Consider the following 23,827-nt stretch of genomic DNA (forward strand, 5'->3'; position numbering starts at 1 on the left):
CAACAGCGGACCGCCGATCAAGGTTCCTGAAGGACGGGCGCGAGCACAGGCGCGACGGCGCGCGTGCTGTTCAACGAGGCGGGAAAGGCCGGCGCGACCCGCTGCGGTTCCAACTGTTCAAAGGCGTAGCCGAGCGCGAGCACCCGCGCGTCCTGCCACTGGCCGCCGATAAAGCTGAGCCCCACCGGAAGCCCGCCCACCTGCCCCATGGGCACGGTCAGATGGGGATAGCCCGCCACAGCCGGCAGCGTCGAGGCCGAGCCCAGATAGTGGTCGCCGTTGACGACGTCGGTCATCCAGGCCGGGCCGGTCGTCGGCGCGATCAGGACGGCGACGTCATTGTCCTTCAGCAGCCGATCGATCCCCTCGGCCCCGGCCAGACGCAGCGAGGTCTCGCGCGCCGCCACATAGGCGGGGTCGGACAGGCCCCCGGTCGCCTCGGCGGCCTCGAACAGGTCCTGGTCGAACAGGGCCAGCTCGCGCGGGGTCGCGCGGTTAAAGGCGATGACGTCCGCCAGAGTGCGGGTCTTGACCTGGGCCCGATCGGTGGTGGCGAGATAGGCGTTCAGATCCGCCTTCAACTCCGTCAGCAGGACGGTGAATTCCGCGCCGCCGACAGCGTCCATATCCGGTCCGTCCTTGATCTCGATCAGGACGGCGCCCGCCTGGCGCAACCGCTCCAGATTGGCTTCAAAGACGGCGTCCGTGCCGTCGGAATAGCCGGTGAGGAACCGAGCGACGCCGATGCGAACCCCGCGGAGACTGGCCGCCTCCAGAGCCGCCGCATAGTCGGTCTTGCGGGCGTCAGCCTCAGCCGTCGCCGGATCGGCGGGGTCGGAACCGGCGATGACATTGAGCACCAGGGCCGCGTCCCTGACCGTGCGGGTCATCGGCCCGGCCGTATCCTGGCTGTGGCTGATCGGCACGATCCCCGTGCGCGACACCAGGCCGACGGTGGGCTTGAACCCGACCAGGCCGTTCATCGCCGCCGGACAGGTGATCGATCCGTCCGTCTCGGTGCCTATGGCCACGATGGCGAAACCCGCCGCCACCGCCGCGCCCGATCCCGAGGACGAGCCGCAGGTGTTGCGGTCGCGGGCGTAGGGGTTTCGGGTCAGGCCGCCCACGGCGCTCCAGCCGCTGATGGAGTGGGACGAGCGGATATTGGCCCACTCCGACAGATTGGACTTGCCGATCAGCACCGCCCCCGCCGCGCGCAGCCGGGCCGTGATCGGCGCGTCGCGGTCCGGCTGGTTCGCGGCCAGGGCCAGGGAGCCCGCCGTGGTCGGCATGCCGCGCGCCTCGACATTGTCCTTGATGACCAGGGGCACGCCGTCCAGCGGCAGGGCCTGTCCGGCGAGGCGGCGGGCGTCGGAGGCGCGGGCGTCCTCGAGCGCATCGGGGTTGATCGCGATCAGGCTGTTGATCGCGGGACCGGGCTCGCCGAACCGGCCTTCGACGTCATAGGTGCGAATCTGGCTGAGGAAGAAGCGCGCCATCTGCTCCCAGGAGCCGTAGGGCGTCCGCTCGCGCTGAACCCAGGCGATGTCGGCGTTCGGCGGCGGCGGCGGGGGCGGCGGCGTCTGCGCCGAGGCGAACGGCGCCGCGACGCCGGCCAGGACGACGGCGAACACACCGGCCAAAAGCTTGGTCTTCAACATGTTCGCCCCTGCGCCTTGGTTCAGTCGTCAGTCCGCCGTCTCAGCCCTCTTGCCGATCGTGCGGTCCAGGAAGTCGAGATAGGTCCGCCATTGCTGAAGCTGCCGCGGTTCGCCGCGGACGCCATGCCTTTGGCCCGGATAGAGCATCATCTCGAACGGCGTGCTCTTGGCCTGGAGGGCGTCGATCACGCGGGTGGCGTTGCCGAAGATGACATTGTCGTCGGCCATGCCGTGAAGGATCAGCAGACGGCCGGTCAGGTCGTCCAGGCGCGGCAGGATGTCGGTGGCGGCGTAGCCGTCCGGATTGTCCTGGGGCGTGGACATGTAGCGTTCGGTGTAGTGGGTGTCGTAGAGGCTCCACTCGGTCGGGGCGGCGCCGGCAAGCGCCGAGGCCAGTCCAGCGTCCGGATCGGTCAGGGTCAGCAGGCTGAGGAAACCGCCGAAGCTCCAGCCCATGACCGCGATATGGTCGCCATCGACATAAGGCAGGGTTTTCAGCCATTTGGCGGCCAAAGCCTGATCCTCGACCGCAGGGATGCCCAGGCGGCGATAGATGCTGGTCTCAAACGCCTGGGACCGGTCGCCCTCGCCGCGGTTGTCCACGCGGAAGACGATATAGCCGGCCTCGGTCAGCAGTTGGTTGGTCAGGGGCTGCCAGCTCTTCTGCACGCCCGCGCCGGTGCCGGGGCCGCCGTAGACCTGCATCACCACCGGGTACTTCTTCGACGGATCGAAGTCGGGCGGGGTGGTCATGCGCCAGACCAGGGTTTCGCCGTGGCTCTGCATGGTCCCGAACTCGGGCGTGCGCAGACGCGAGACATAGGGGGCGAACGGATGGTCGGCGTCGAGCCGGTTTTCCTCGATCCAGCGGATCCGCGTGCCGTCGATCCGGTACAGGGCCGACTGGGGCGGGGTGGCGGGATCGGAATAGTTGCCGACATAGGCGGTCGCCGGCCCGTTGACCGAGACGTTCCACCAGCCGCCGGCGGGGGTCACCGCCACCGGATCGACCGTGCGGTTCAGGCTGGCGCGGAACATCTGCTGTTCGATGGGCAGTTCCTTGCCGTCGCGCATCGAGGCGGTGAAATAGACCTCGCCGGTCCGCTCGTTGACGCCGTCCAGATGTTTGACCGGATAGTCGCCGTGCGTGATCGCCCGGATGCGGCGGCCGTTGCGGTCGTAAAGATAGAGGTGCCGCCAGCCGCTGTCCTCGTTCGACCAGATGAAACGGCCGTCCGGCAGGACGTGGAAATCGTTGTTCAGATCGACCCAGGCCTCGGCCTTCTGGCTGAGAATGACCCGCGATGCGCCGGTGGCCGGATCGACGCTGAGCAGGTCGAGCGTCTTCTGGTCGCGCGACTGACGCTGGACATACAGGGTCTTGCCGTCATGCGACCAGTCGACCCGCGCCAGATAGATGTCGGTATTGGCTCCCAGGTCCACCTTGACCCGCGCGCCGCTCTGAAGATCGCGGACATAGAGTTCGACCAGGGCGTTGGGACGGCCGGCGCGGGGATAGCGCTGCTCGACCATGGTCGCGCCGCCGCCGGTGATCTCGAACCGGGGCACGACGTCCACCGGGCTTTCGTCCACGCGGGTCAGGGCGATGTAGCGTTCGTCGGGGCTCCACCAGTAGCCGGTGTCGCGATCCATCTCCTCCTGGGCGATGAACTCGGCCGTGGCCCAGGTGATCAGACCGGCGCCGTCGTCGGTGATCGGCGTCTCCTTGCCCGTGGCCAGATCATAGATGACCAGATTCTGGTCGCGGACCCAGGAGACATAGTTGCCCTTGGGCGAGACCTTGGCGTCGATCTCGTCGGCGGGGGTCTCGGTCAGGCGGCGCACCTTGCCGTCAGCCCGGTTGGCGAGAAAAATATCGCCCTCCAGCGGCGCCAGGATGTAGCGGCCCTGCTTGTCCCAGGAATATTCGACCACGCCGCGGGCGCTGATCCGCATCCGCTCGCGCCGGGCCTTTTCGGCCTCGGACAGTTCGCCCGCATCGGGAACCAGGGCGCGGGCGTCGATCAGCTTATAGGGCTCGCCTTCGCCCGTGGGGGCCGCCCACAGGTCCTGGACGTCCACATTGTCCTCGCGCGAGCGCAGGAAGGCCACCAGCTGGCCGTCGGGCGACAGGCTGACCCCCTTGGCCACCGGGCCGTTCAGGCTGGGGCTGGAGAAGACCCGTTCAGGCGTCAGGATGTTGGAGGGGGTCTCCTGGGCGACCGCTGAACCGGCCGAGAGGAGGATGGTCGAGGCGAGAAGAAGGGTGCGCATGGTCGGCGACGCTAGCGGCGCTTCTGCAAACCGTCACTAGGAAAAGTGGTCGCCGCCGGAAGCGCTTTTTCTTCCCTGCGACCGGTTCTCAGACTAGAGAGGCCGCACCATGACCGACGCCGCCCTCTCCCCCGCCCCTGCGAAAGCCAGTCCGTTCAACGAACTTGAGGTCCTGTGGGTTCGCCACTGGACCGACAGCCTGTTCAGCTTCGGCGTGAAACGGCCCGACGACTTCCGCTTCCGTTCGGGCGAGTTCGTGATGATCGGCCTGCCCGGCGAAGACGGCGGAAAGCCGATCCTGCGCGCCTATTCCATCGCCAGCCCCTGCTGGGCCGAGGAGCTGGAGTTCTTCTCGATCAAGGTCGCCGACGGCCCCCTGACCTCGCGCCTGCAAAAGATCGTGGCCGGGGACACGGTGCTGATGGGCAAGAAGCCGACCGGCACCCTGGTGCTGGACGCCCTGACCGGCGGCGAGCGGCTGTTCCTGATCGGCACGGGCACGGGTCTGGCGCCCTGGCTGAGCGTGGCGCGCGATCCGGAGACCTATTCCCGCTTCGGCCATGTCTATGTGATCCATACGGTGCGCAACGTCGCCGACCTGGCTTACCGTGACTTCTTCACCCGCGAGATCCACGACGACCCCCTGATCGGCGACGAGGCCAGGGCGCAGCTGACCTATTATCCCACGGTCACGCGCGAGGAATTCCAGACCCCCGGCCGCATCACCGACCGGATCAAGTCGGGCGACTTCTTCCGCGACCTGGGCCTGCCCGAAGGCTTCGATCCGGCCAAGGACCGCGTCATGCTGTGCGGCTCCATGGCCATGATCAAGGAGGCCGGGGAACTGCTGGAGACCTATGGACTGAAGGAAGGCTCCAACGCTGAACCGGCCGACTATGTGCTGGAGCGGGCCTTCGTCGGCTGACGACTTGGCTTGGGCGGTCGGACCGGCTAACCCGACCGCCATGCACCACCCTGCCCTTGTCGCCGTCGATCCTCGCGTCGATCCCGCCGAATGCCAGTCCATGGCCGAGGTCCGCCAGGGCGTCGACGCCCTGGACCGCGCCCTGGTCGCCCTGCTGGCCGAACGCCAGCGCTATATGGAGGCGGCCGCCCGCATCAAGCCCGACCGCGACGCCGTCTTCGACCAGGCCCGGATCGACGACGTGGTGGCCAAGGTGCTGACGGCCGCGCAAGCGCACCACCTGTCGCCCGAGATCGCCGAACCGGTCTGGCGGCTGCTGATCGACCGGTGCATCGCGCACGAGTTCGCGGTCTACGACCGGACTCGAAGCTAGGCCTTAAGCCCCCGCAGCATCAGCTCGTGGCGATAGGCCGCGACGTCGGCCAGCGCGGCGTCCAGGGCGTCGCGCACCCGCTCCAGCGCCGGCGCCGCCAGGGCCTGTTCGACCGTTTCCGCCTGGGCGCAGATCGCCGCCAGGTCGCCGGCGCCGATCCCTGCGGCCGCGCCCCGGATGGTGTGGACTCCGTCGCGCCAGCCCTCGACCTTGGGGTTCAGCAGCACGGACCAGAGGGCGGCCTGTTCGACGAACAGGCCCAGCACCTCTTCCGAAATCGCCGCGTCGCCGCCGGTCATGCCCTCCAGCACGCTGAAGTCGACGGCGCCGGTCAGGTCGCGACGGGCCATCAGGCGGCCTCTTCCTCGCCCTTGGCCAGACGGGAGTTCCGAGACGACCAGGCCAGATAGATGAGGACGCCGACCCCGTTCCAGACGACGAAGCCGATCTGGGTCACCGGCTTCAGGCTGAGAAAGAAGACCACGCAGCCGATCACGGTGACGGCGCCGACCAGGGGCCACAGGGGCGCCTTGAACACCCGCCGGCGGCCCGGCTCGCGAATCCGCAGCACGATCAGGCAGACGCCCACGGCGCAGAAGGCGGCCAGAGTGCCGGCGTTGGCCAAGGAAGCCAGTTCGTCCAGCGGCAACAGCCCGGCCAGGATCGCCACCACCACAGCCGTAAAGACCGTCACCACCGCCGGAACGCCGCGCGCCGAGACCTTGGCCAGCCGACGCGGCAACAGGCCGTCGCGCGCCATGCCCAGGAAGATGCGGCTCTGGCCGAACAGGAAGGCCAGCAGCACGGTCGGAAGGGCGATCACCGCCGCCGCCGCGATCCACTGGGCCGCCGTGCCCTGCCCCATCTGGCGCAGGATCAGGGCCAGGGGCTCGGGGCTGTCGGCGAAGTCGGAGACTGGCCGGGCGCCGATGGCGGCGGCGGCGACCACCAGATACAGGGCCGTGCAGACCAGCATGGAGCCGATGATGCCGATGGCCAGGTCCCGCTCAGGCTTCTTGGTCTCCTCCGCCGCCGTGGAGATGGCGTCGAAGCCGTAGAAGGCGAAGAAGATGATGGCCGCCGCCGCCATGACCCCCGTCTGGACGAAGGGGGCGCCGAAGCCGTTGGGCATGAAGGGGGTGAAATTCTCGGGCTTGAAGGCCGGCAGGGCGATGGCGACGAAGACGACCAAGGCGGCGATCTTGATGACCACCAGGACCGCGTTCAGGGTTGCGCTCTCCTTGGTGCCCAGCAGCAGCAGGCCGGTCACCACCCCGATGATGGCGACGGCCGGCAGGTTGATGATTCCCCCGGCGTGCGGCCCCGCCGTCAGGACCGCCGGCAGATCGACACCCAGGCCGGTCAAAAACCCAACCGCATAGCCCGACCAGCCCACCGCCACGGCCGAGACCACCAGGGAATATTCCAGGATCAGGCTCCAACCGACGACCCAGGCGATCATCTCGCCCAGGACGGCGTAGGAATAGGTGTAGGCGCTGCCCGCCGTCGGCATGATGGTCGACAGCTCGGCATAGGCCAGGGCGGCGCAGACGCAGACCAGGCCCGCCAGGCCGAAACTGATCAACACCGCCGGCCCCGCCAGACCCGCCCCGACCCCGATCAGGGTGAGAATGCCGGTGCCGACGATGGCGCCCACGCCCAGGGCCAGCAGATGCGGCCAGCTGAGCGTCGGCTTCAGCCGCGGCCCGTCATGGGGCGCCGTCATGACATCGATCGAACGACGCCGGTTCCAAAAGGCCATGATGCTCACTCCCCCACCGTCTTTGCGGCTGATTCGGCCGAGACCATGCCCGTCAAAGAAAGTTTGCGAAAGCGCTTGCCAAGCCCGGAACGGGTGGGTAGTAGGAGCGCCCTTCGGCGAGGCGCTCGTCTTCGCCGAAGTCGCGACGATCGGTGTGGGTGATTAGCTCAGTCGGTAGAGCAGCTGACTCTTAATCAGCGGGTCCACAGTTCGAACCTGTGATCACCCACCATCGTCGCCTTCCTCCATCAAGACTTGTCCGACGCCTTCAGGCGCGACCGCTGACCGTGAGGTCGCGGGGCGGAAGGACGTCTTCCAGGTCGGCGTGGAGGGCGCGGCAAAGACGCCAGAGGGTGGCGCTGTAAACCTTCCCCCTGCCCGCCTCGATGGCCGACAGCTCCGCAATCGAAATCGCACTGGTCCTCGCCAGCTCGGCGAGGTTCAGCCCCATGTCCTTGCGAAGCTCCGACAGGCGGTCGCCTACATAGCGGTCAGTCGCATCGATCGGTTCGGCCGTCATGCTCATGGGCGGCCTCCGATCGCAGAAGCCCGGCGAACAGGGCGCAAAGCAGACCCGCGAACAGCACATAGGAGGTGCTGATATAGGCCCGGCCGAGAATCTCCGGATTGAGCGCGAAGCTGAGATGCGTCACCGCCTGGGCGAGTTGGAACGCCGCCGCCCAGACCAACCAGCGCGCGGGCCTGCGCCAGGCCATCCCCGCCAACAGCCCCAGATAGGCTGCGTCCACCCCCATGATCAGCCACTGGGCGGCGTCGGGGTTGGCGCGATCCTGCACCAGGGCGCTGAGCACCGACCCCGCCACCATGCCCAGGGCCGCCAGCCGCGCCGACCCGTCGCCCTTCCAGAGGGCGACGAGAAGGCAGACCGCCATGGCGACGGTCAGACCGATTTGCAGCGGCGTGTGTAGCGATTGCATAGGTCTTCGTGGCGCGCGCCGTCCGACCTTGCAAGTCCAGCGTCACCATCAGGCGGCGGCCCGAAGACGAGCGGTCCTGGGCTGGTCGGTTTCGGGCTTGCCTGTCAGCGGCCCCATCAGTCGCGTCTCGCGCCCAATGAGCGCCGGCGCGGCCTGTTCCAGCGCCGCATGGGCCGCCACCAGACGGGCTCGCGCTTCGCCGAAAGCCCGAATGGCCTCGGTGGTCTCCGAAACGGCCTGAGCGGCCAAGACGGCCGAAAGGCGATGATCCAGCCGCGTCTCCGCCATCAGGCTGACGAGGGCGCTCGCCGCCATCAGACCTTGGTCGGCCTGGTCCTCCGCCCGAAACAGGGCGTTCGCGATCGTTTGCGCGATTTCAAGTCTTTGCATTGTCCGCTCCCCGACGCCGAGCTGTCGGCGCCGCATCAACTGTTGATCAGCGGAAAGAGAGACCTAGCGGCCGGACAGCAGACGATCGAGCGCTTGCACAGCGAGCTGAAGCTGCACGCTGCCTCCGAGGATGGCGGCGAGAACGGCGAGTGCGACGGCGGCGAAGATCGGGATCATCGCCAGTTCACGAACTCGCTCGGCAACGCGGGCCGTCTTGGCGGCCGATCGTTCTCGCTGGGGAGAACGAGCGCGATGCAGAGTATCTCGCGCATCAAATCGAGCGGCGAGAGATAGGGCTGAAGGGTCCGTGTCAGATCCAGCAACCGCAGAGCCGTCTCGCGTTCCTCGTTCGTCGCCGCCAAATCCTCGAAGATCGCCTCCAGCTCCTCCCATGTGACGGGCGGCAGATGACATCCCGAGTGCGGCATCCAAGCCTCCTTTCCGACCGTCATCAGAGACGGCGTCGGGAGCGGTGGGCAGGGGGAATGACGCCCCTACGGAATCGTCCCGTAGAGGTTCGAAATAGAGGCGCGCCGCTTGCCGGCGGCTGCTGACGCCCAGTTTGCGACAGGCGTTCTCGATATGCTTGTCTATGGTCTTGGCGGAGCGGCCCAATTCGAGCGCGATTTCCTTCGACTGAAGACCGTCGCGCACACGGCGCAGACAGGCCGCCTCCATAGGCGTCAGGCGCTGGGCGACGTTCACCGATGTCGTCGTCTCGGACACCTTAGCCGACAACCGCCTGAACCATCGTCACTAAATCGTCTCGCCCCAACTGCGGAGAGGCGTCGTCGATGTTTGTTGTTTGGTCGGCCATGGTTCACTCGTCTGCCGCCCGACAATGCCGTCAACCCTCCTTCAGCGCAACGCCTCAGCTTACCCAGGTCAGTCTTCAGCGCGACCCGGCGCCGGCTGCGGCGTCAGCTGGTGGGAGGCGGCCCCTTGGCCGCCGCGCCCGGCGTGATCTCGGCGAACGACTCCGCCTGGGAGACCGGCGGCAGGGCGTCGGCCTTCTGCAATCCGTCATCGACGACCTGGCGAATGGCGACGATCCGCTCGCCCGCCTTCATCAGAGGCGCGGCCGCATCGGCCGCCTGGACATCGGTCTCGGACGGAACGCGCACGGTTCGCGTCACCCCGCCTTGCTCCAGGTCTATCTGGTAAAACTTCATCGTCATGGTGCGGCTCCTTCGTCCTAAGGAAAGGCCAGCCGCTGCGGCGGGTTCCGCGGCCTGAGAGGCGTCGTCCACGCCCCGCCTCGGTCGAGGCAGGGCGGCGTTCGCCACCTCCTCGCCGTGCGGTCCGGTCCGAGCGAGAAAAAAGAATCGCCCAAGGCGCAGCGATCGCCGCCCTCGCTTAACCCATGTGAATGCCTTGGCCTTACGCGCCGTGCAGGGTGGGTGCATGTATGACGCCGCTTCAGCCCTCGCGGTCTCCTCGGGCGATCCGATTTCGGAAGACCATCGTCCGCAAGGCGTGCGGGATCACCCGGTGCTGCGGCTGATGCCGGACGAGGTCCAGGATCTGGTCCGACGGAAGGGTCAGATGCGGAGCGGCCGCGCCGGGGAAAGCCTAGAAGGGCGTGCGGCGGTCGGCTTTGTGCTGGACGGCGCCTTAGCGGCCTTCGACCGCAAGAACATGGCCTGCGTCGGCCTTCATGGCCGAGGCGCGATGTTCGGTTGGGAAGCCTCGCTGGCCTCCGCCTTCTATCCCGTGCGTTTTCTGCCTCTGATCGACACCCACTGGATCGAGGCGCCGGCCGCCGAACTGTCGGACCTGATGGGGCAGGCCTGGGTCGAACACGTTTTCGCCCGCCATGCCTTGGACCGTCTGTCGCGGGTGCAGGCCGAGGCGGCCTGCAACGCCGTCCACCAAGTGCCCCACCGCACTGCCAATTGGATTCGCCGTCTGTACGAGACTTCCGGCCCTGAACTGCGCACCACCCAGTCCATCCTGGCCCAGGCCATGGGCGTTCAACGCACCAGCGTCAATGCGGCCGTCAAGGCGCTGGAACGGGACGGCGCCCTGAAGCTGTCGCGGGGCCGGATGGTCGTCACCGACCCCGCGCGCCTTCATCGCTTCGCCTGCGGCTGCTGAAGCCTCAGTGCGGCTTCAGGACCACCTTGGTCCATTCGTTCTGGTTTTCCTTGAAGTTCTTGTAGCCCTCGGGGGCCTGTTCCAGCGGCAGACGGTGGCTGATCAGGTCGGTGGTGTCGATCTTGCCGTCCAGCACCAGTTGCAGCAGTTGCGGCAGATAGCGCTGAACATGGGTCTGGCCGGTCTTCAGCGTCAGCCCCTTCTCCATGAAGGCGCCCACAGGCCATTTGTCCGCCACCCCGCCGTAAACGCCTGGGACCGACACCGTTCCGCCCTTGCGCACCGCCATGATGGTTTCGCGCAGTACGTGGGGTCGGTCTGTCCCCAGCCTGGTCTCCTGTTTGATCGCATCGACTATATTGTCTGGCGAGAAGCCGTGGCTCTCCATGCCGACGGCGTCGATGCAGCTGTCGGGGCCCAGGCCGGCCGTCATCTCCAACAGAGCCTCACGCACCTTGACTTCGTGATAGTTCAGCACCTCTGCGCCATTGGCCTTGGCGAGGGCCAATCGGTTCGGGTGACGGTCGATGGCGATCACCCGGCCGGCGCCCTGAAGGATCGCGCTCTTGATGGCGAACAGACCGACCGGTCCACAGCCCCAGACCGCGACGGTGTCGCCGGGCTGGATCTGGGCGTTCTCCGCCGCCATCCAACCGGTCGGATAGATGTCGGACAGAAACAGGACCCTCTCGTCGTCGATCCCGTCGGGAATCTTGATCGGGCCGTAGTCGGAATAGGGCACGCGCGCATATTCGGCCTGCCCCCCGGCGAAGCCGCCGGTCAGGTGCGAATAGCCGAACAGGCCCGCGACGGAATGGCCGTAGGCGATCTCGGTGGCGTCGGCCTTGTCGGCGGGATTGGAATTGTCGCAGGCGGCTGGCATCGACCGTTCGCAGAAGAAGCACTGGCCGCAGGCGATGACGAAGGGAACAACGACGCGATCGCCCTTCTTCAGGCTGGTGTTGCCTCGGCCGACCTCCACCACCTCCCCCATGAACTCATGTCCCAGGATGTCTCCGTTGGACATGCCGGGGATCATGCTGTCGTAGAGGTGCAGGTCCGAGCCGCAGATGGCGGTCGCCGTGATCTTGATGATGGCGTCCCTGGGATTGACGATCTGGGGGTCAGGGACCGTATCCACCTGGACATTGTGTTTTCCGTGCCATGTGAGGGCGCGCATTGGGGCTCCTTGGTTCGAGGGAAAAGGATCAGAGGTGGCGCGAGGCGCGGGGCGCCGCCTCGGGCGCCTTGGAGGTCGAAACCTCCCCCGTCTCCATCAGCTGTTTGAAGCGGCGAAGCTCGCGCCGGGCCTGAACCCGCGGCTCGCGCTGCATCACCTTGGCGACCACCTTGCCCACCACCCCCGCAGGCGGATCATAGCTGATGAAGACCCGGACCTCCGTGCCGCGGCCGAAGGGGTTGTCCTTGAAATCGACCCAGCCCTCGTGATCGACGTCGGAGCCCTCGGAAGAGGTCCAGGCGATCCGCTCGCCAGGGCGATCCTCGGTGATTTCGCAGACCAGGTCGAAGTCGGCGCCGGCGGGGCCGGCTATGGTCCATTGCGAGCGACGCCCGTCCAGAATTTCAACGGCCTTCACATTCTCCATGAAGCTCGGCAGGTTTCGAAACTCCCGCCAGTAGTCATAGAGTTCCTGCCTCGGCCGGTTGATCAGGGCCGCACGCAGACTTGAAGAGTCATAGTCGCCCTCTTGGCGATCCTCTTCCAGGAAGGCGGTCGATCCGACGTCGGCGTCGGTTGAAACGTCACTATAAGACATGGACTTAGCTCCGATCGGCTGAACGTGGTGAACCGAGCGGCGCCGGCTTCGTTCCGTCGAGTCTTGGACGGAACACTGGGCCCAGGCGTGAGTTGGTCAGGCTGAAAAGCCGGAGTTCATCAATGACCGACGCCCTGGATCAAACCGCTGCAGAAACCGTTCGGCCGCTGGCCGTGGTCACCGGGGCCTCTTCGGGGATCGGCTACGCCTTGGCCAAGCTGTTCGCCCAGGACGGCTACGACCTCGTCATCGCCGCCGACACCCCATTGGCTGAGGCGATGCAGGCGCTTGAGGGATTGGGCGCCCATGTCGAGGCCCTTCAGGTCGATCTGGCCTCTGAAGAGGGGGTGCAGTCCTTGAGAGCGCTGATCGGCGAGCGTCCGATCGACGCCCTGGCCGCCAACGCCGGTCACGGGCTGGGCCGAGCCTTTCTGGACCAGCCGTTCGATGAGATCCTTCATGTAATCAACACCAACATCACCGGGACGGTGCGTCTGGTCCATCTGATCGGCAGAACCATGCGGGCGCGCGGCCAAGGCCGCATCCTGTTCACCGGCTCGATCGCCGGCCTGATGCCGGGCAGTTTCCAGGCCGTTTACAATGGTTCGAAGGCCTTCGTGGACAGCTTCTCCCTGGCCCTTCGCAATGAGCTGAAGGACTCAGGGGTGTCGGTCACCGTCCTGATGCCCGGCCCGACCGACACCCGATTCTTCGAGCGCGCCGACATGATGGACACCAAGGTCGCCCAGGGCGACAAGGCCAACCCGGAGGATGTCGCAAAGGCGGGCTATGCGGCGATGAAGCGAGGCGACGGCGACGTGGTGGCGGGTCTCGGCAACAAGGTCCAGGCGGCGATGGCGGCGATCACCCCCCAGACCGTCCTGGCCGAAAGGCACCGCAAGATGGCGGAGCCGGGCTCGGGCGCCTGAGGCTCAAACCGCCTCCTTCCAGAGACGCAGATATTGGGGGTCGAACTCTGCGACGCGGCTCAGCCCGTCCCAATCCTTGATGACGGCGCGGCCGTCGCGCACGTCGAGGAGATCGGCCGCCCTTAGCGCCATCAGAGTTCGGTTCACATGAACGGACGACAGGCCCAGAACATCGGCCAGATCATTCTGGTTAAGGGGAAAGTCAAAGCTCCCTTCGGCCGTTCGCCCCACCGGCTCCAGCCGGGTGAATATCTCGCAGAACAAGTGGGCCATACGCGCCTGGGCGTCCTGGCGTCCCATGCCGACCAGCCAGACCCTGTGGATGGCCGCATCCACCACCGTTTCCAGCCAGAACATTCGCGCCAGATGGGGATCGCGCGCGGTCAGTCGGCGAAGAGCGGAATGGGGGATGGCCGCTAATTCGCAGTCGGAAATGGCCATGACGCCGTTTTCCATCCGCTTCATGACCAGGCTGTGCAGGTCCAGAAAGTCGCCGGGCAGCCCGATCTGGGTGAACTGCCGCCCGCCATCCCCAACAAAGGCGACCCGTCCGGCGTAACCGGACAGCAGCAGCAGGCTCGAGGTTTGACGCCGCTCCTCGCGCACGATCGTTTCCCCGGCGCTCGCCTGGAGACGCTCGACGGGCAGTCGAAGAATGGCCCGCCTCTGAGCCGGCGACAGATCGTCACGACGTTCGAACTTCTGGACGAGAACGTCCAGCATTGAACAAATGGAGCTAAACGACATCCAAGCCCCGCCTCTCGCGTATAGGCTCCATGACGAATTACCGCCTGGAAATCGGCGTCGCCGGCATGGAGGAGCGTCTTCAGCTTATGGCTGGGGATGACAACGCGGCCCGATGCGAAGCGTTGCTGGCTGTGGGCGATCTGATCCGCGACCATGCGCTGAAAGGCGTGCACCAGACGGTGTTCACGCTCGTCCTGTTCCAAGACACGGGACCGCCGATCTATGAAGTCCGGGTGGCGGCCGGCCCGCCGGACGATCCTCTGCCGCCGCTCGATTAGCGCAGGATCGCCAGGGCGGACAGGGTCGCCAGAACGGCCGCTCCGCCGAGAACGCCCACGAGGCGGAGCCGGCGAAACAGGCTCTCTATGTTCTGAACGAGGGGTGTGGGGTCGAAGGGCGGCAAGCGCGAGAATCCCGGACTGCCAATGTCGGCGTCCCCGCCTCAATGGGCGCCGCGCGGCCGCGTTGCTCCGTGTCGGCAAATGGACAATGACGACCGCAAGGGTTGCGGTCTGTCCGGTTTCCGCCAGAGGCGACGCGGACAAGGCGAGGATGGAACGGCCTGACCGGTCGAAGCTTCTTTCCTTACAATCACGGAGAAAGCTCATGAAAATCCTGAACCTCGTCACCCTCCTCCTCGTCATCGTCGGCGGCCTCAACTGGGGTCTGGTCGGCGCCTTCGACTTCGATCTGGTCGCCGCCCTCTTCGGCGACGGCTCGGCCCTGTCCCGCATCGTCTATGTGCTGGTCGGCCTGTCCGCCCTTTGGCAGATCATGCCCTTCCTCGCCGCCTTGAAGACCGATGAGGCCCGAGCGGAAGCCGGCGTGCGCGCGCCCGTCCGCAGCTGATCTACGCTTCAAGGATCTCTGTCCGGGATCATCGAAGGGCCGTCCGTCGGACGGCCCTTCTTCCGTATCGAACCAACCCATGTTGTTTACGACGCATCAGGGTTGTGCGAAGGCATCCTGGATAGGGGAGCCACGCGTCCGATGGGTTTGTCGCTGACAGAGTTGAAGCAGGGCGCGGGGTACCGGGTCGAACCGACTGAAGAGGGCTTCGCCATCTTGAAGTCTGAACGGGATGACGCCGCCGCCTTCGATCAACTGGTGCGGGAGGTGCTGTCCAGCGCCGGGCGGGAATTCGTGGCCCTGCCCCGCCAGGACGCCGGCGCCGGATACGACGGCGTCTTCATCCTGCCGTTCGACTGAGGTCGAAACCTTCCCGGCATTGGCCTTTTGCGAGTCGGTCGGCTAGGCTGCGCCGTATCGATTATGCGGGCCGTGTCGTCACGGTCGGCGCCGCCCTTCGGGCCGCCGCCGCATAGCACCTCTTTTCGACCATTGGGGATATGGGCGACACGACCAACAAGCTGGGGCACAAGATCGGCGCGCGGGGCGGCCGGACCCGCCAGGCCCTGTTGGACGCCACGCGGACGCTGCTCAACGCGCGTCACTACGGCGAGATTCGCGTGGCGGACGTGGCTTCGGCCGCCGGCGTCTCGCCTTCGAATTTCTACACCTATTTCAAGTCGGTCGAGGAACCGGTTCTGGCGCTGTGTGAAGCGGCGGCGGCCGATTTCCAGGGTTTGGCCGCGCATTTCCAGACGGACTGGCCCGGCGACAGGGCCTTCGCCATCGGCCGCGCCTTCATTCTGGACGTTATGGCGGTCTGGCGCGATCACGGGCAGGTTCTGAGGGTCGAGCATATGTTGGCCGACAACGGCGAGGCCGCCTTTGTCGAAAGCCGCGTGCGCCGCCTGCGCCGCCTGCATCTGGCGATCGAACGGCGGGTGGCCCAGGCCCATGCGGCGGGCCTCCATCCCAAGGATTACAATCCCCGACTGGCCTCCTACCAGATCGCCTCCATCGCCGAATCCACCGCCGCCAGCTTCGACCTGCTGCGCCGCGCCGACACGCCCGAGGCCATTCTGGACACGGCGGCCATCATCATCGTCAAACTGACCACCGGCCGCTAAAGCCCCAGCGGCCCGTAAAGCCAGGTCAGCCAGATTCCGACGGCCAGGAAGACGCCGAACGGCAGCTTGTCCATCGCGCTGACCGAGCGGCGCACCACCAGCAGGCCGAACACCAGGCTGAGGCCCGCCGCCGAGGCCCAGAGAAGAACGCTGGGCAGGCCGAACCATCCGACCCAGGCCCCGGCGCCCGCAAAGAGGAAGGGATCGCCGCCCCCCAGCCCGTCTCGGCCCCGGACCCGCTTGTACAGCCAGGCGACCAGCCACAGCCCGCCGAACCCGACGATCGCGCCGATCAGATGGGCGACCGCCTGGTCCCATCCCGACAGCGCCGCCGCGATCAGTCCCGTCGCCGCCAGCGGCCCGGTCAGGACGTCGGGAAGCCAGAAATTCTCGCCGTCGACGATCGCGATCAGCAGCAGCTGCCATCCCAGGATCGCGGTCGCCGCCGTCATCAGGATCGATCCGCCGTTGAGGCCGGCCCAGAGACCCGTCCAGACGCCGATTGCGGCCGCCGCCAGCTCGATCAAAGGATACCGTGGAGAAATGGGCGCGGCGCACCGGGCGCAGCGGGCGCGCAACACGACCCAACTGAACAGGGGGACGAGTTCCCACGGCCTCAGAATCTGGTCGCACCCCATGCACCGCGACCGGGCGAGTACGATGTCCTCGTCACGCGGCAGGCGGACACTCACGGCCGCCAGGAAACTGCCGATGATCAGACCTAGAAGGCCCAGGACGACGGCGGCGAGGACAGGGCTCATCTCTGGGTCCGGACGGTGAAGAACCACCCCCGCTTAGCCGCCTCCGAGGGCCACCGCCACATGATAGGTCACGAAGGAGGCCAGATAGGCCAGTCCGAACATGTAGCCGATCATGATCCAGGTCCATTTGGTCGAGTTGGTTTCGCGCTTGACCACACCCAGGGTGGCGACGCACTGGGGCGCGAAGATGTACCAGGCCAGGAAGGACAGGGCCGTCGCCAGGGACCACTGGGCCGACAGGGTCGAGGCCAGAAGGCCGGTCGCATTCTCCGCATCGGCGATGGCGTAGGTGGTGCCGAGCGCCGCGACCGCCACTTCACGCGCCGCCATGCCGGGGATCAGGGCGATGACCATCTGCCAGTTGAAGCCGATGGGGGCGAAGATCGGCTCCAGCGCCCGGCCGATCATGCCGGCGAACGAATAGTCGATGGCCGGCAGGGTCGCGTTCTCGGGCGGATAGGGGAAGGTCGCCAGAACCCACAGCAGAATGACCAGCGGCAAGATGATCCGGCCTGCGCGATTGATGAAGATCTTTGCGCGTAGCCAAAGGTTGAAGGCGACGCTCTTGGGGTCCGGCAACCGATAGGTGGGCAGCTCCATCATGAAGGGCTCGACCGCGCCGCGCCAGAACACCTTGCGGATCAGAAGCGACACGATCAGGGCGCTGACGATCCCTGCGGCGTAGAGGCCGAACATCACCAGTCCCTGCAGATTGACGACGCCCCAGACGGTCCGGCTGGGAATGAAGGCCGCGATGATCAGCGTATAGACGGGAATCCGGGCCGAGCAGGTCATCAGGGGCGCGACCAGTATGGTGGTCAGCCGGTCGCGGCGCGAGTCGATCACCCGCGCGGCCATGATGCCGGGTATGGCGCAGGCGAAACTGCTCAAGAGGGGGATGAAGGCTCGCCCGTGCAGGCCGGCGCCGCCCATGATCTTGTCCATCAGAAAGGCGGCGCGGGCCATATAGCCGAAGTCTTCCAAGGCGATGATGAACAGGAACAGGATGAGGATCTGCGGCAGGAAGACCAGCACGCTGCCGACGCCGGATATGATCCCATCGACGATCAAGCTCTGGATCAGGCCGCCCCCGCCTTGATCAGGAATGAGGGCCGCGACCAGGCCGCCGATCCAGCCGATCGCTCCCTCGATGCCGTCCATCAGGGGAGCGGCCCAGCTGAAAACGGCCTGGAACATCACAAAGAGGAGGACAAACAGGATCGCCATACCTGCGACCGGATGCAGCAGAACCGAGTCGATCTTTCCGGTCAGGGTGTCGGGCCGCTCGGGCGGGCGCACGCAAGCCTTCATGATCCGCTCGGCCTCGCGGGCCGCATGGCGCAGGGCGGCGGAATCCGGGCTGCTCCACCGGTTTTCACCCTCGACCGCCGCCGCCTCGACCTTCGCCTCGACAGCCGCGATCAGGTCCTCGATCCCGCGCTTGCGGGTGGCCACCGTGGTGATGATCGGCACGCCCAGTTCGGCGGACAGGGTCTCCAGGTCGATGCGCAGCCCCTGGCGCTGGGCGATGTCGTACATGTTCAGCGCCAGGACCATGGGCCGGCCGACGGCCCTCAACTCCAGGATCAGGCGCAGAACCAGACGCAGATTGGTGGCGTCGGCGACGCAGACCACCACATCCGGCGGGGTCTCTCCGGCAAGACGGCCAAGGACGGCGTCGCGGGTCACTTCCTCATCGGGGCTGCGGGCCCGCAGCGAGTAGGTGCCCGGCAGGTCCAGAACCGACATCGTCCGGCCGGAGGCGGCTCGGATCAGCCCCTCCTTCCGCTCAACCGTGACGCCGGCGTAGTTGGCGACCTTCTGGTGCGCGCCGGTAAGGGCGTTGAACAAGGCGGTCTTGCCGCTGTTCGGATTGCCGACCAAGGCGACGCGGGCGGTCTTAAGGGCCATGTCCATCAGGCGGCGACCCGGCGGATGATCAGGCTGGCGGCCTCACGCCGACGTAGGGCCACGCGCATGTCGTCCACCTTCAGCGCGATCGGGTCGCGCCCGAACAGGCCTTCGTGCAGCAGCTCGACCTCGGCGCCCTCGACGAAGCCCAGTTCGAGCAGGCGGCGCTCCAACTCGACCTCATGCTCCTTATGGTGACAATGGCCGCCCACCTGGACAATGACGCCGCGGTCGCCGCGTCGGGCTTGGCTAAGCTTTATCGTATCGGTCAAATCTAGGCTCACACGGGCGGGCGACCGCACCAGGGGTCGCGCATCTTCTTTGACAGTGATTATCAGGTGCGCCCCCCGTCCGTCCAGCGGGACACCTTGACCAATTGCCGCGCTGGACATTTGCCCTATCGGGCGGCCTAACCTGCTGCAAAATCGGAGCCTGCGATGCGTCACCTCACCCTCGCCGCCGTCCCCCTTGTTTTGACGCTCACGGCCTGCGGTCCGAACGGAGATCAGGGCGGCGCGCCTCAATCCAAGGCCCCGCCCGCCCTGACGGAGACGGAGAGGGCCGATCTGCTCGCCGCCCTTCCCGCCCCTTACAATACGGGAGATCTGGACAATGGACGTCGCGTCTTCGCGCGTTGCCGCGCCTGCCACACCATCGGCCGGGACGGGCCGGACATGGCGGGGCCGAATCTGTACGGCGTGTTCGGGCGCAAGGCGGGCGAGCGGCCGCGCTACAACTATTCCAACACCCTGCGGACGGCCGATTTCGTCTGGGACGCCCAGGCGCTGGACCGCTGGCTGCAGAATCCGCGCGGCTTCCTGCCCGGCAACAAGATGACCTTCGCCGGCCTGCCCGACGCCAAGGACCGGCGCGACGTCATCGCCTTCCTGAAGGTGGAGACGGGCTACCGCCCTGCGGCCTCGACGCCGCCCGCCTCCTGAGCGTCAGCCTTCGGCGATCGGCTTGGGTCCGCCCTCACGCAGTTCCTGGGCCTCCCACTCCTCGATCTTGCGAGCGGTCCATTCGGGCGATTTGGTGAAGCGAGCCAGTAGGCCGTAGATCACCGGCACGACGAACAGGGTCAGGACGGTGGCGAAGATGGCGCCGGTGAAGATGACGACGCCGATCGTCTGACGGCTGCCGGCCCCCGCCCCCTGCCACAGCACCAAGGGCAGGGCGCCGAAGGCGGTGGCGATGGAGGTCATGATGATGGGGCGCAGGCGCAGGGAGGAGGATTCGATGATCGCCTCCCGGATCGACCGGCCCTGATCGCGCAGCTGATTGGCGAATTCCACGATCAGAATGCCGTTCTTGGCCGCCACCCCGATCAGGATGATCAGGCCGATCTGGCTGTAGATGTTCAGACTGGACCCGGCCATCAACAGGCCGAACAGACCGCCCGCCGCCGCCAGGGGCACGGTCAGCATGATCACCGCCGGGGTGATCCAGCTTTCGAACTGGGCCGCCAGAACCAGGAAGACCAGCAGAAGCGCCAGGCCGAAGGCGGCCAGGACGGCGCCGCCCGCCTCCTGCTGATCGCGCGCGGCCCCGCCCCACTGGACCACCACCCCGCCCTGGGGCTGTTTGGCGGCTTCGGCGCGCAGGAACTGAACCGCATCGTCGATCGTCGTGCCGGGGTTCAGATCGGCCTGGAGGGTGATGGCCCGCTGGCGATCCAGCCGGCGGCGATCGGGCGTGTCGCCCGAGGTCTGGGTGGTCACCACCGCCGCCAGCGGCACCAGCTGCCCAGAACCGGTAGGCACATAAAGCGCTTCCAGGTCAGAGACTTCACGCCGGTTCTGACGTTCCGTTTGCAGGATGACGTCATACTCCTGGCCGCCCTTGATATAGGTGGTGGCCCGGCGTGAGCCGAACATGGTCTCCAGGGTGCGGCCGATCGATTGCGAGGATACGCCCAGGGCCGCCGCCTTCTGCGGATCGACGTCCACCAGCAGGCGCGGCGAGTTGGGCTCATAGTTCAGGCGCGGCCGCGAGAAGCCCGGATTGTTCTGAGCCGCAGCCAACAGGGGCTGAAGCCAGTTGTAGATCTGCTGATAGTCGGTGCCGGTGGCGATCAATTCGATGGAGTTGGAATTGCCCCCGCCGCGCTGGAAGGCGCCCGGCGTCGAGGCGTTGACCTGAGCGTCCGTCTGGCCGCGCAGCTTGCGGTTCAACTCCTGGGCGATCTCGGCCGCCGACCGCTCGCGCTTGGACCAGTCCGACAGGACCAGCACCCCATTGCCGGAGTTGAAACTGCCGCCGCCGAACCCCGGCGCCGAGATCAGATAGGAATCGGCCTCGCCGCTGGCCTTATAGTCGGCCAGCAGGGGCTCCAGACCCATCATGATCTTTCGCGTGTAGTCGAAGCCCGCCCCTTCCGGCCCGGCGACGCGGACCGAGACGCGGCCCCGGTCTTCATCCGGCACCAGTTCGTTGGGCAGGGCCAGAAAGATGCCGGCCGCCCCGGCCGCGACCAGGGCGATCAGGACGCCGACGCCGATCACCGCCGCGCGCCGCCCCAGCAGCATCTCCAGCGAACGGCCGTATGAGGTCTTCAGCCGGTCCATGCCCCAGTCGACCCGGCGCGCCAGCCAGCCGCCGCCTTCGGCCGGCTTGAGGATCTTGGAGGCCAGCATCGGCGACAGGCTCAAGGCCAGGAAGGCCGAGAAGGCCACGGCGGCCGCAATCGCCGCCGCCAGTTCGACGAACAGCCGCCCGACATAGCCGGGCAGGAACAGCAGGGGGGCGAAGACGGACAGCAGCACCACCGTCGTCGCCACAACGGCGAAGAAGACCTGGCGCGCGCCGCGTTCGGCCGCGACCAGAGGCGGCTCCCCATGATCCAGCCGCCGCTGGATGTTCTCGACCACCACAATGGCGTCGTCCACGACCAGGCCGATCGCCAGCACCAGGGCCAGCAGGGTCAGAAGGTTCAGCGAGAACCCCAGGGGCGCCAGGACGATGAAGGTCGCCAGCAGACAGATGGGGGCCACGATGGATGGGATCAGGGCGGCCCGCAGACTGCCCAGGAAGATGAAGTTGACCAGGGCCACCAGGGCCATCGAGATGCCGATGGTGATCCAGACCTCGTCGATGGCGTGAGAGGTGAAGACCGAATTGTCCGAACCGATCTCCAGCGTCACGCCGGGCGGCAGGCTGGGCCGGATCTCGTCGATCATCTTGCGCACGCCGTCGGAAATGGCCAGGTCGTTCGACTGGGCCTGACGGGTCACGGCCAGGCCGATCTGATCCATGCTGTTGCCGCGGAAAAGGCGCCGGTCCTCTTCCGGCGCCTCTTCCACACGCGCGACGTCGCCCAGGCGGGTGACATAGGTCGGCTGGCCCTGAATGATGGCCGACGAGCCGCTGCCGGTTCCCGTGGCGACCGAGGCCGAGGTGGAGGCCGAGCCGCGCGTTCCGATCGGCAGTTGGCGGAAGTCTTCCGGCAGAGCGTAGTTGCGGGCCACGCGCACGGTGTAGTTCTTGGCGGTCGACTCCAGCGACCCGGCGGGCAGTTCGACGTTCTGGCTGGTCAGGGCGGTCTCGACGTCGGTGACAGTGAGACCGCGCGCGGCCAGGGCGGCGGGGTCCAGCCATATCCGCATCGAATAGCGCTGCTCGCCATAGATGTTGACCTGGGCCACGCCGGGCACGGTCGCCATCCGATCCACCAGATAGCGATCGGCGTAGTCGGTCAGCTGCAACCGGTTCATCGTGGTCGAGCGCAGGAAGACGATGATGATGGGCTGGCTGTCGGAATCGGCCTTGGCCACCTCCGGCGGATCCGCCTGATCCGGCAGGGCGCCGACCACCCGGCTGACCCGGTCGCGCACGTCATTGGCCGCATCGTCGATGTTGCGGTCCAGGGAGAACTCGATGTTGACGTTCGACCGGCCGTCCCGACTGGTCGAGTTGATCCGTTCGACACCCTGGATCCCGGCGATCTGCTGTTCGATCGGCTCGGTGATCCGGCTCTCGATCACCTCGGCCGAGGCCCCGGCGTAGCTGGTGTTGATCGAGACGATCGGGGGATCCACGTCCGGCAGTTCGCGAACCGGCAGGAAGAAGAAGGCCGCAAGGCCGATCACGCACAGGACGATGGCTGCGACGGCCGCGAATACGGGCCGCCGCACCGAGACATCAGAGAGCATCATTTGGCGGCGGCCTGACGACGCGCGCCGGCGACGCTGACGGCGGCGCCCGGCTGAATGCGGTTCAGACCCGAACCGATGATCCGATCGCCGACCTCCAGGCCGGACAGGATTTCAACAAAACCGTTCTCGACGGCCCCAGTCTCGACCTCGACCCTCTGGGCGGTCGAACCTTCGGCGCCGGGGGCGATCCGATAGACGAAGGCGCCCGAGCCCTCATATTGAACGGCGGCCTCGGGAACTGCGGCGGACTGCCGCTGTCCCTGTTGGACCGAAACCCTCAGCAGCATGCCTGGGCGAATGCGGCCGCCGGGATTGGGGAATTCGGCCCGGGCAGTGGCCGCGCGGGTCGTCTCATTGACGCGGGTGTCGATCAGGGCGATCCGGCCCTGGAACGGCGCGTCACCATAGGCGTCAGCGGTCGCGGTGATCGGCGTCCCCGGCCGCAGCAGGTTCAGGTACCGTTCGGGCAGAGGAAAATCGACGCGAATGGTCGAGACATCGTCCAGGGTCGCAATCACGGCGCCCGGATTGACCAGGGTGCCGGGCGTCACCGTGGTCAGGCCCAGGGTCCCGGCGAAGGGGGCGCGGATCACCCGGTCGCCGCGTCGGGCCTGAGCCGCCTGCAGGGACGCCTGCGCCGTCTCCAGGGCGGTTTCGGCCTGTTCCAGCAAGACCTGAGGGGCGACCCCGCGGTCCGCCAGGGCCTTATAGCGGTCGTATTCGCGTTGCGCCTGGGCGACATTGGCGCGCGCCTCGATGATGGCTGCATCCTCTTCGCGGGCCTGAAGTTCGACCAGGGGCGCCCCGGCCGAGACTCTCTGGCCGTCCGTGAACAGGACCCGCGTGATCAGTTCGGTCGTGGAGGAGGTGATGTTCACCGACCTCTGGCCGCGCGCCACGCCCAGGACGCGGATCTGGTCGGAGAAGGGCTTCTGCGCGACGACCGCCTCGGACACCTGCTGGCCGCCGCGACGACCGCCGCCGCCGGGGCCGCCCGCCCCCTCGTCTTCAGCGAAGGCCAGCTTCAGCACGGCGGCGAGAACCATCAGCCCCAGCAGGATCGCTGCGGCGACGAGGAAGAAGTGGCGTTTGATCACGCAACAGACTTTCAATTCAGAGGACGTGCACGCTTAGCGTCTTCTCTCGGGCGC

General features: G+C 66.9%; 27 protein-coding genes and 1 tRNA gene. 10 read left to right on the forward strand and 18 right to left on the reverse strand.

Going from position 1 to position 23,827, the window contains the following annotated elements; translation table 11 throughout:
- Window positions 1-17 precede the first annotated feature (17 nt).
- Window positions 18-1,661, reverse strand: a complete 1,644-nt coding sequence (locus tag GGQ93_RS06250; RefSeq protein WP_054765512.1) for an amidase — start codon at window positions 1,659-1,661, stop codon at window positions 18-20.
- 27 nt (window positions 1,662-1,688) lie between these two features.
- Complete coding sequence (locus GGQ93_RS06255; protein ID WP_183215802.1) at window positions 1,689-3,935, reverse strand: S9 family peptidase; 2,247 nt, start codon at window positions 3,933-3,935, stop codon at window positions 1,689-1,691.
- A gap of 109 nt (window positions 3,936-4,044) precedes the next feature.
- Between GGQ93_RS06255 and GGQ93_RS06260 the strand changes: the two genes are divergently transcribed.
- Both GGQ93_RS06260 and GGQ93_RS06265 read left to right on the forward strand, forming a co-directional pair.
- Window positions 4,045-4,860 (forward strand): ferredoxin--NADP reductase, encoded by an 816-nt coding sequence (locus GGQ93_RS06260; protein WP_183215804.1) that lies wholly within the window; start codon window positions 4,045-4,047, stop codon window positions 4,858-4,860.
- A gap of 40 nt (window positions 4,861-4,900) precedes the next feature.
- On the forward strand, window positions 4,901-5,233 hold the full coding sequence (locus GGQ93_RS06265) for a chorismate mutase (protein WP_152950036.1): 333 nt from the start codon (window positions 4,901-4,903) through the stop codon (window positions 5,231-5,233).
- Here the strand turns inward: GGQ93_RS06265 and GGQ93_RS06270 are convergent.
- Window positions 5,230-5,583 carry an Hpt domain-containing protein gene (locus GGQ93_RS06270; protein WP_183215806.1) on the reverse strand — a complete coding sequence of 118 codons (354 nt, stop codon included), beginning with the start codon at window positions 5,581-5,583 and terminating at the stop codon, window positions 5,230-5,232. The two genes, GGQ93_RS06265 and GGQ93_RS06270, sit on opposite strands and share 4 nt — an antisense overlap.
- Window positions 5,583-6,995, reverse strand: a complete 1,413-nt coding sequence (locus GGQ93_RS06275; RefSeq protein WP_183215808.1) for an amino acid permease — start codon at window positions 6,993-6,995, stop codon at window positions 5,583-5,585. Before GGQ93_RS06275 ends, GGQ93_RS06270 begins: the two co-directional genes overlap by 1 nt.
- 156 nt (window positions 6,996-7,151) lie before the next feature.
- Between GGQ93_RS06275 and GGQ93_RS06280 the strand changes: the two genes are divergently transcribed.
- Window positions 7,152-7,227, forward strand: a tRNA-Lys gene (locus tag GGQ93_RS06280).
- 36 nt (window positions 7,228-7,263) lie between these two features.
- Here the strand turns inward: GGQ93_RS06280 and GGQ93_RS06285 are convergent.
- The 5 genes from GGQ93_RS06285 to GGQ93_RS06305 all read right to left on the reverse strand — a co-directional run bounded on the left by GGQ93_RS06285 (window position 7,264) and on the right by GGQ93_RS06305 (window position 9,501).
- Window positions 7,264-7,521: a helix-turn-helix domain-containing protein gene (locus GGQ93_RS06285; protein WP_183215810.1), complete on the reverse strand. Its 258-nt coding sequence runs from the start codon at window positions 7,519-7,521 to the stop codon at window positions 7,264-7,266.
- A complete protein-coding gene (locus GGQ93_RS06290; protein ID WP_183215812.1) occupies window positions 7,487-7,933 on the reverse strand; it encodes a hypothetical protein in 447 nt (148 codons plus the stop codon). The genes GGQ93_RS06285 and GGQ93_RS06290 overlap by 35 nt, the downstream gene beginning before the upstream one ends.
- Window positions 7,934-7,981: 48 nt before the next feature.
- Window positions 7,982-8,323 carry a hypothetical protein gene (locus GGQ93_RS06295; protein WP_054765502.1) on the reverse strand — a complete coding sequence of 114 codons (342 nt, stop codon included), beginning with the start codon at window positions 8,321-8,323 and terminating at the stop codon, window positions 7,982-7,984.
- A gap of 63 nt (window positions 8,324-8,386) precedes the next feature.
- Entirely contained in the window at window positions 8,387-9,028 is a 642-nt protein-coding gene (locus tag GGQ93_RS06300) for a helix-turn-helix domain-containing protein (RefSeq protein ID WP_156314188.1), read from the reverse strand.
- A 215-nt stretch (window positions 9,029-9,243) separates the two neighbouring features.
- Window positions 9,244-9,501 carry a hypothetical protein gene (locus GGQ93_RS06305; RefSeq protein WP_224764284.1) on the reverse strand — a complete coding sequence of 86 codons (258 nt, stop codon included), beginning with the start codon at window positions 9,499-9,501 and terminating at the stop codon, window positions 9,244-9,246.
- Window positions 9,502-9,727: 226 nt separating this feature from the next.
- On the opposite strand from GGQ93_RS06305, the gene GGQ93_RS06310 reads away from it, so the two are divergent.
- The gene (locus GGQ93_RS06310; RefSeq protein WP_183215814.1) at window positions 9,728-10,420 is read left to right on the forward strand and encodes a Crp/Fnr family transcriptional regulator; all 693 of its coding nucleotides are present in this window, start codon (window positions 9,728-9,730) and stop codon (window positions 10,418-10,420) included.
- Window positions 10,421-10,424: 4 nt separating this feature from the next.
- Here GGQ93_RS06310 and GGQ93_RS06315 read toward each other — a convergent pair whose 3' ends face one another.
- Window positions 10,425-11,600: a zinc-dependent alcohol dehydrogenase gene (locus tag GGQ93_RS06315; protein ID WP_183215816.1), complete on the reverse strand. Its 1,176-nt coding sequence runs from the start codon at window positions 11,598-11,600 to the stop codon at window positions 10,425-10,427.
- Between the two features lie 28 nt (window positions 11,601-11,628).
- Entirely contained in the window at window positions 11,629-12,198 is a 570-nt protein-coding gene (locus GGQ93_RS06320) for an SRPBCC family protein (protein WP_183215818.1), read from the reverse strand.
- Between the two features lie 122 nt (window positions 12,199-12,320).
- On the opposite strand from GGQ93_RS06320, the gene GGQ93_RS06325 reads away from it, so the two are divergent.
- Window positions 12,321-13,127, forward strand: coding sequence for an SDR family NAD(P)-dependent oxidoreductase (locus tag GGQ93_RS06325; protein WP_152949979.1), 807 nt, complete (start codon window positions 12,321-12,323; stop codon window positions 13,125-13,127).
- 3 nt (window positions 13,128-13,130) lie between these two features.
- On the opposite strand, the gene GGQ93_RS06330 is transcribed toward GGQ93_RS06325, so the two are convergent.
- A complete protein-coding gene (locus GGQ93_RS06330) occupies window positions 13,131-13,850 on the reverse strand; it encodes a Crp/Fnr family transcriptional regulator (RefSeq protein WP_183215820.1) in 720 nt (239 codons plus the stop codon).
- Between the two features lie 53 nt (window positions 13,851-13,903).
- Here GGQ93_RS06330 and GGQ93_RS06335 point away from each other — a divergent pair, with 53 nt between their 5' ends.
- Entirely contained in the window at window positions 13,904-14,152 is a 249-nt protein-coding gene (locus GGQ93_RS06335; RefSeq protein ID WP_183215822.1) for a DUF6894 family protein, read from the forward strand.
- Here the strand turns inward: GGQ93_RS06335 and GGQ93_RS16245 are convergent.
- Window positions 14,149-14,277, reverse strand: coding sequence for a hypothetical protein (locus GGQ93_RS16245; RefSeq protein WP_257720131.1), 129 nt, complete (start codon window positions 14,275-14,277; stop codon window positions 14,149-14,151). The two genes, GGQ93_RS06335 and GGQ93_RS16245, sit on opposite strands and share 4 nt — an antisense overlap.
- 203 nt (window positions 14,278-14,480) lie before the next feature.
- On the opposite strand from GGQ93_RS16245, the gene GGQ93_RS06340 reads away from it, so the two are divergent.
- From GGQ93_RS06340 to GGQ93_RS06350, 3 genes are all read left to right on the forward strand, one after another.
- Window positions 14,481-14,723 carry a DUF378 domain-containing protein gene (locus tag GGQ93_RS06340; RefSeq protein WP_054765494.1) on the forward strand — a complete coding sequence of 81 codons (243 nt, stop codon included), beginning with the start codon at window positions 14,481-14,483 and terminating at the stop codon, window positions 14,721-14,723.
- Window positions 14,724-14,864: 141 nt separating this feature from the next.
- Complete coding sequence (locus GGQ93_RS06345; RefSeq protein ID WP_054765493.1) at window positions 14,865-15,083, forward strand: hypothetical protein; 219 nt, start codon at window positions 14,865-14,867, stop codon at window positions 15,081-15,083.
- Between the two features lie 140 nt (window positions 15,084-15,223).
- Window positions 15,224-15,850: a TetR/AcrR family transcriptional regulator gene (locus GGQ93_RS06350; protein WP_054765492.1), complete on the forward strand. Its 627-nt coding sequence runs from the start codon at window positions 15,224-15,226 to the stop codon at window positions 15,848-15,850.
- On the opposite strand, the gene GGQ93_RS06355 is transcribed toward GGQ93_RS06350, so the two are convergent.
- The 3 genes from GGQ93_RS06355 to GGQ93_RS06365 are packed head-to-tail and all read right to left on the reverse strand — an operon-like array spanning window position 15,847 to window position 18,794.
- Entirely contained in the window at window positions 15,847-16,611 is a 765-nt protein-coding gene (locus GGQ93_RS06355) for a prepilin peptidase (protein WP_183215824.1), read from the reverse strand. The two genes, GGQ93_RS06350 and GGQ93_RS06355, sit on opposite strands and share 4 nt — an antisense overlap.
- 33 nt (window positions 16,612-16,644) lie before the next feature.
- Window positions 16,645-18,528 (reverse strand): ferrous iron transporter B, encoded by a 1,884-nt coding sequence (feoB, locus tag GGQ93_RS06360; protein WP_183215826.1) that lies wholly within the window; start codon window positions 18,526-18,528, stop codon window positions 16,645-16,647.
- Window positions 18,528-18,794, reverse strand: a complete 267-nt coding sequence (locus GGQ93_RS06365; RefSeq protein ID WP_054766914.1) for a FeoA family protein — start codon at window positions 18,792-18,794, stop codon at window positions 18,528-18,530. Before GGQ93_RS06365 ends, feoB begins: the two co-directional genes overlap by 1 nt.
- Window positions 18,795-18,959: 165 nt before the next feature.
- Here GGQ93_RS06365 and GGQ93_RS06370 point away from each other — a divergent pair, with 165 nt between their 5' ends.
- Window positions 18,960-19,463, forward strand: coding sequence for a c-type cytochrome (locus GGQ93_RS06370; RefSeq protein ID WP_183215828.1), 504 nt, complete (start codon window positions 18,960-18,962; stop codon window positions 19,461-19,463).
- Window positions 19,464-19,466: 3 nt separating this feature from the next.
- Here GGQ93_RS06370 and GGQ93_RS06375 read toward each other — a convergent pair whose 3' ends face one another.
- Together GGQ93_RS06375 and GGQ93_RS06380 are read right to left on the reverse strand one after the other, a co-directional pair.
- Window positions 19,467-22,673 (reverse strand): efflux RND transporter permease subunit, encoded by a 3,207-nt coding sequence (locus GGQ93_RS06375; RefSeq protein ID WP_221233607.1) that lies wholly within the window; start codon window positions 22,671-22,673, stop codon window positions 19,467-19,469.
- On the reverse strand, window positions 22,673-23,773 hold the full coding sequence (locus GGQ93_RS06380; protein ID WP_054766912.1) for an efflux RND transporter periplasmic adaptor subunit: 1,101 nt from the start codon (window positions 23,771-23,773) through the stop codon (window positions 22,673-22,675). Before GGQ93_RS06380 ends, GGQ93_RS06375 begins: the two co-directional genes overlap by 1 nt.
- Window positions 23,774-23,827: the final 54 nt, after the last annotated feature.

It is taken from the genome of Brevundimonas aurantiaca, assembly GCF_014199955.1.
GTDB classification, from domain to species: Bacteria; Pseudomonadota; Alphaproteobacteria; order Caulobacterales; family Caulobacteraceae; genus Brevundimonas; species Brevundimonas aurantiaca.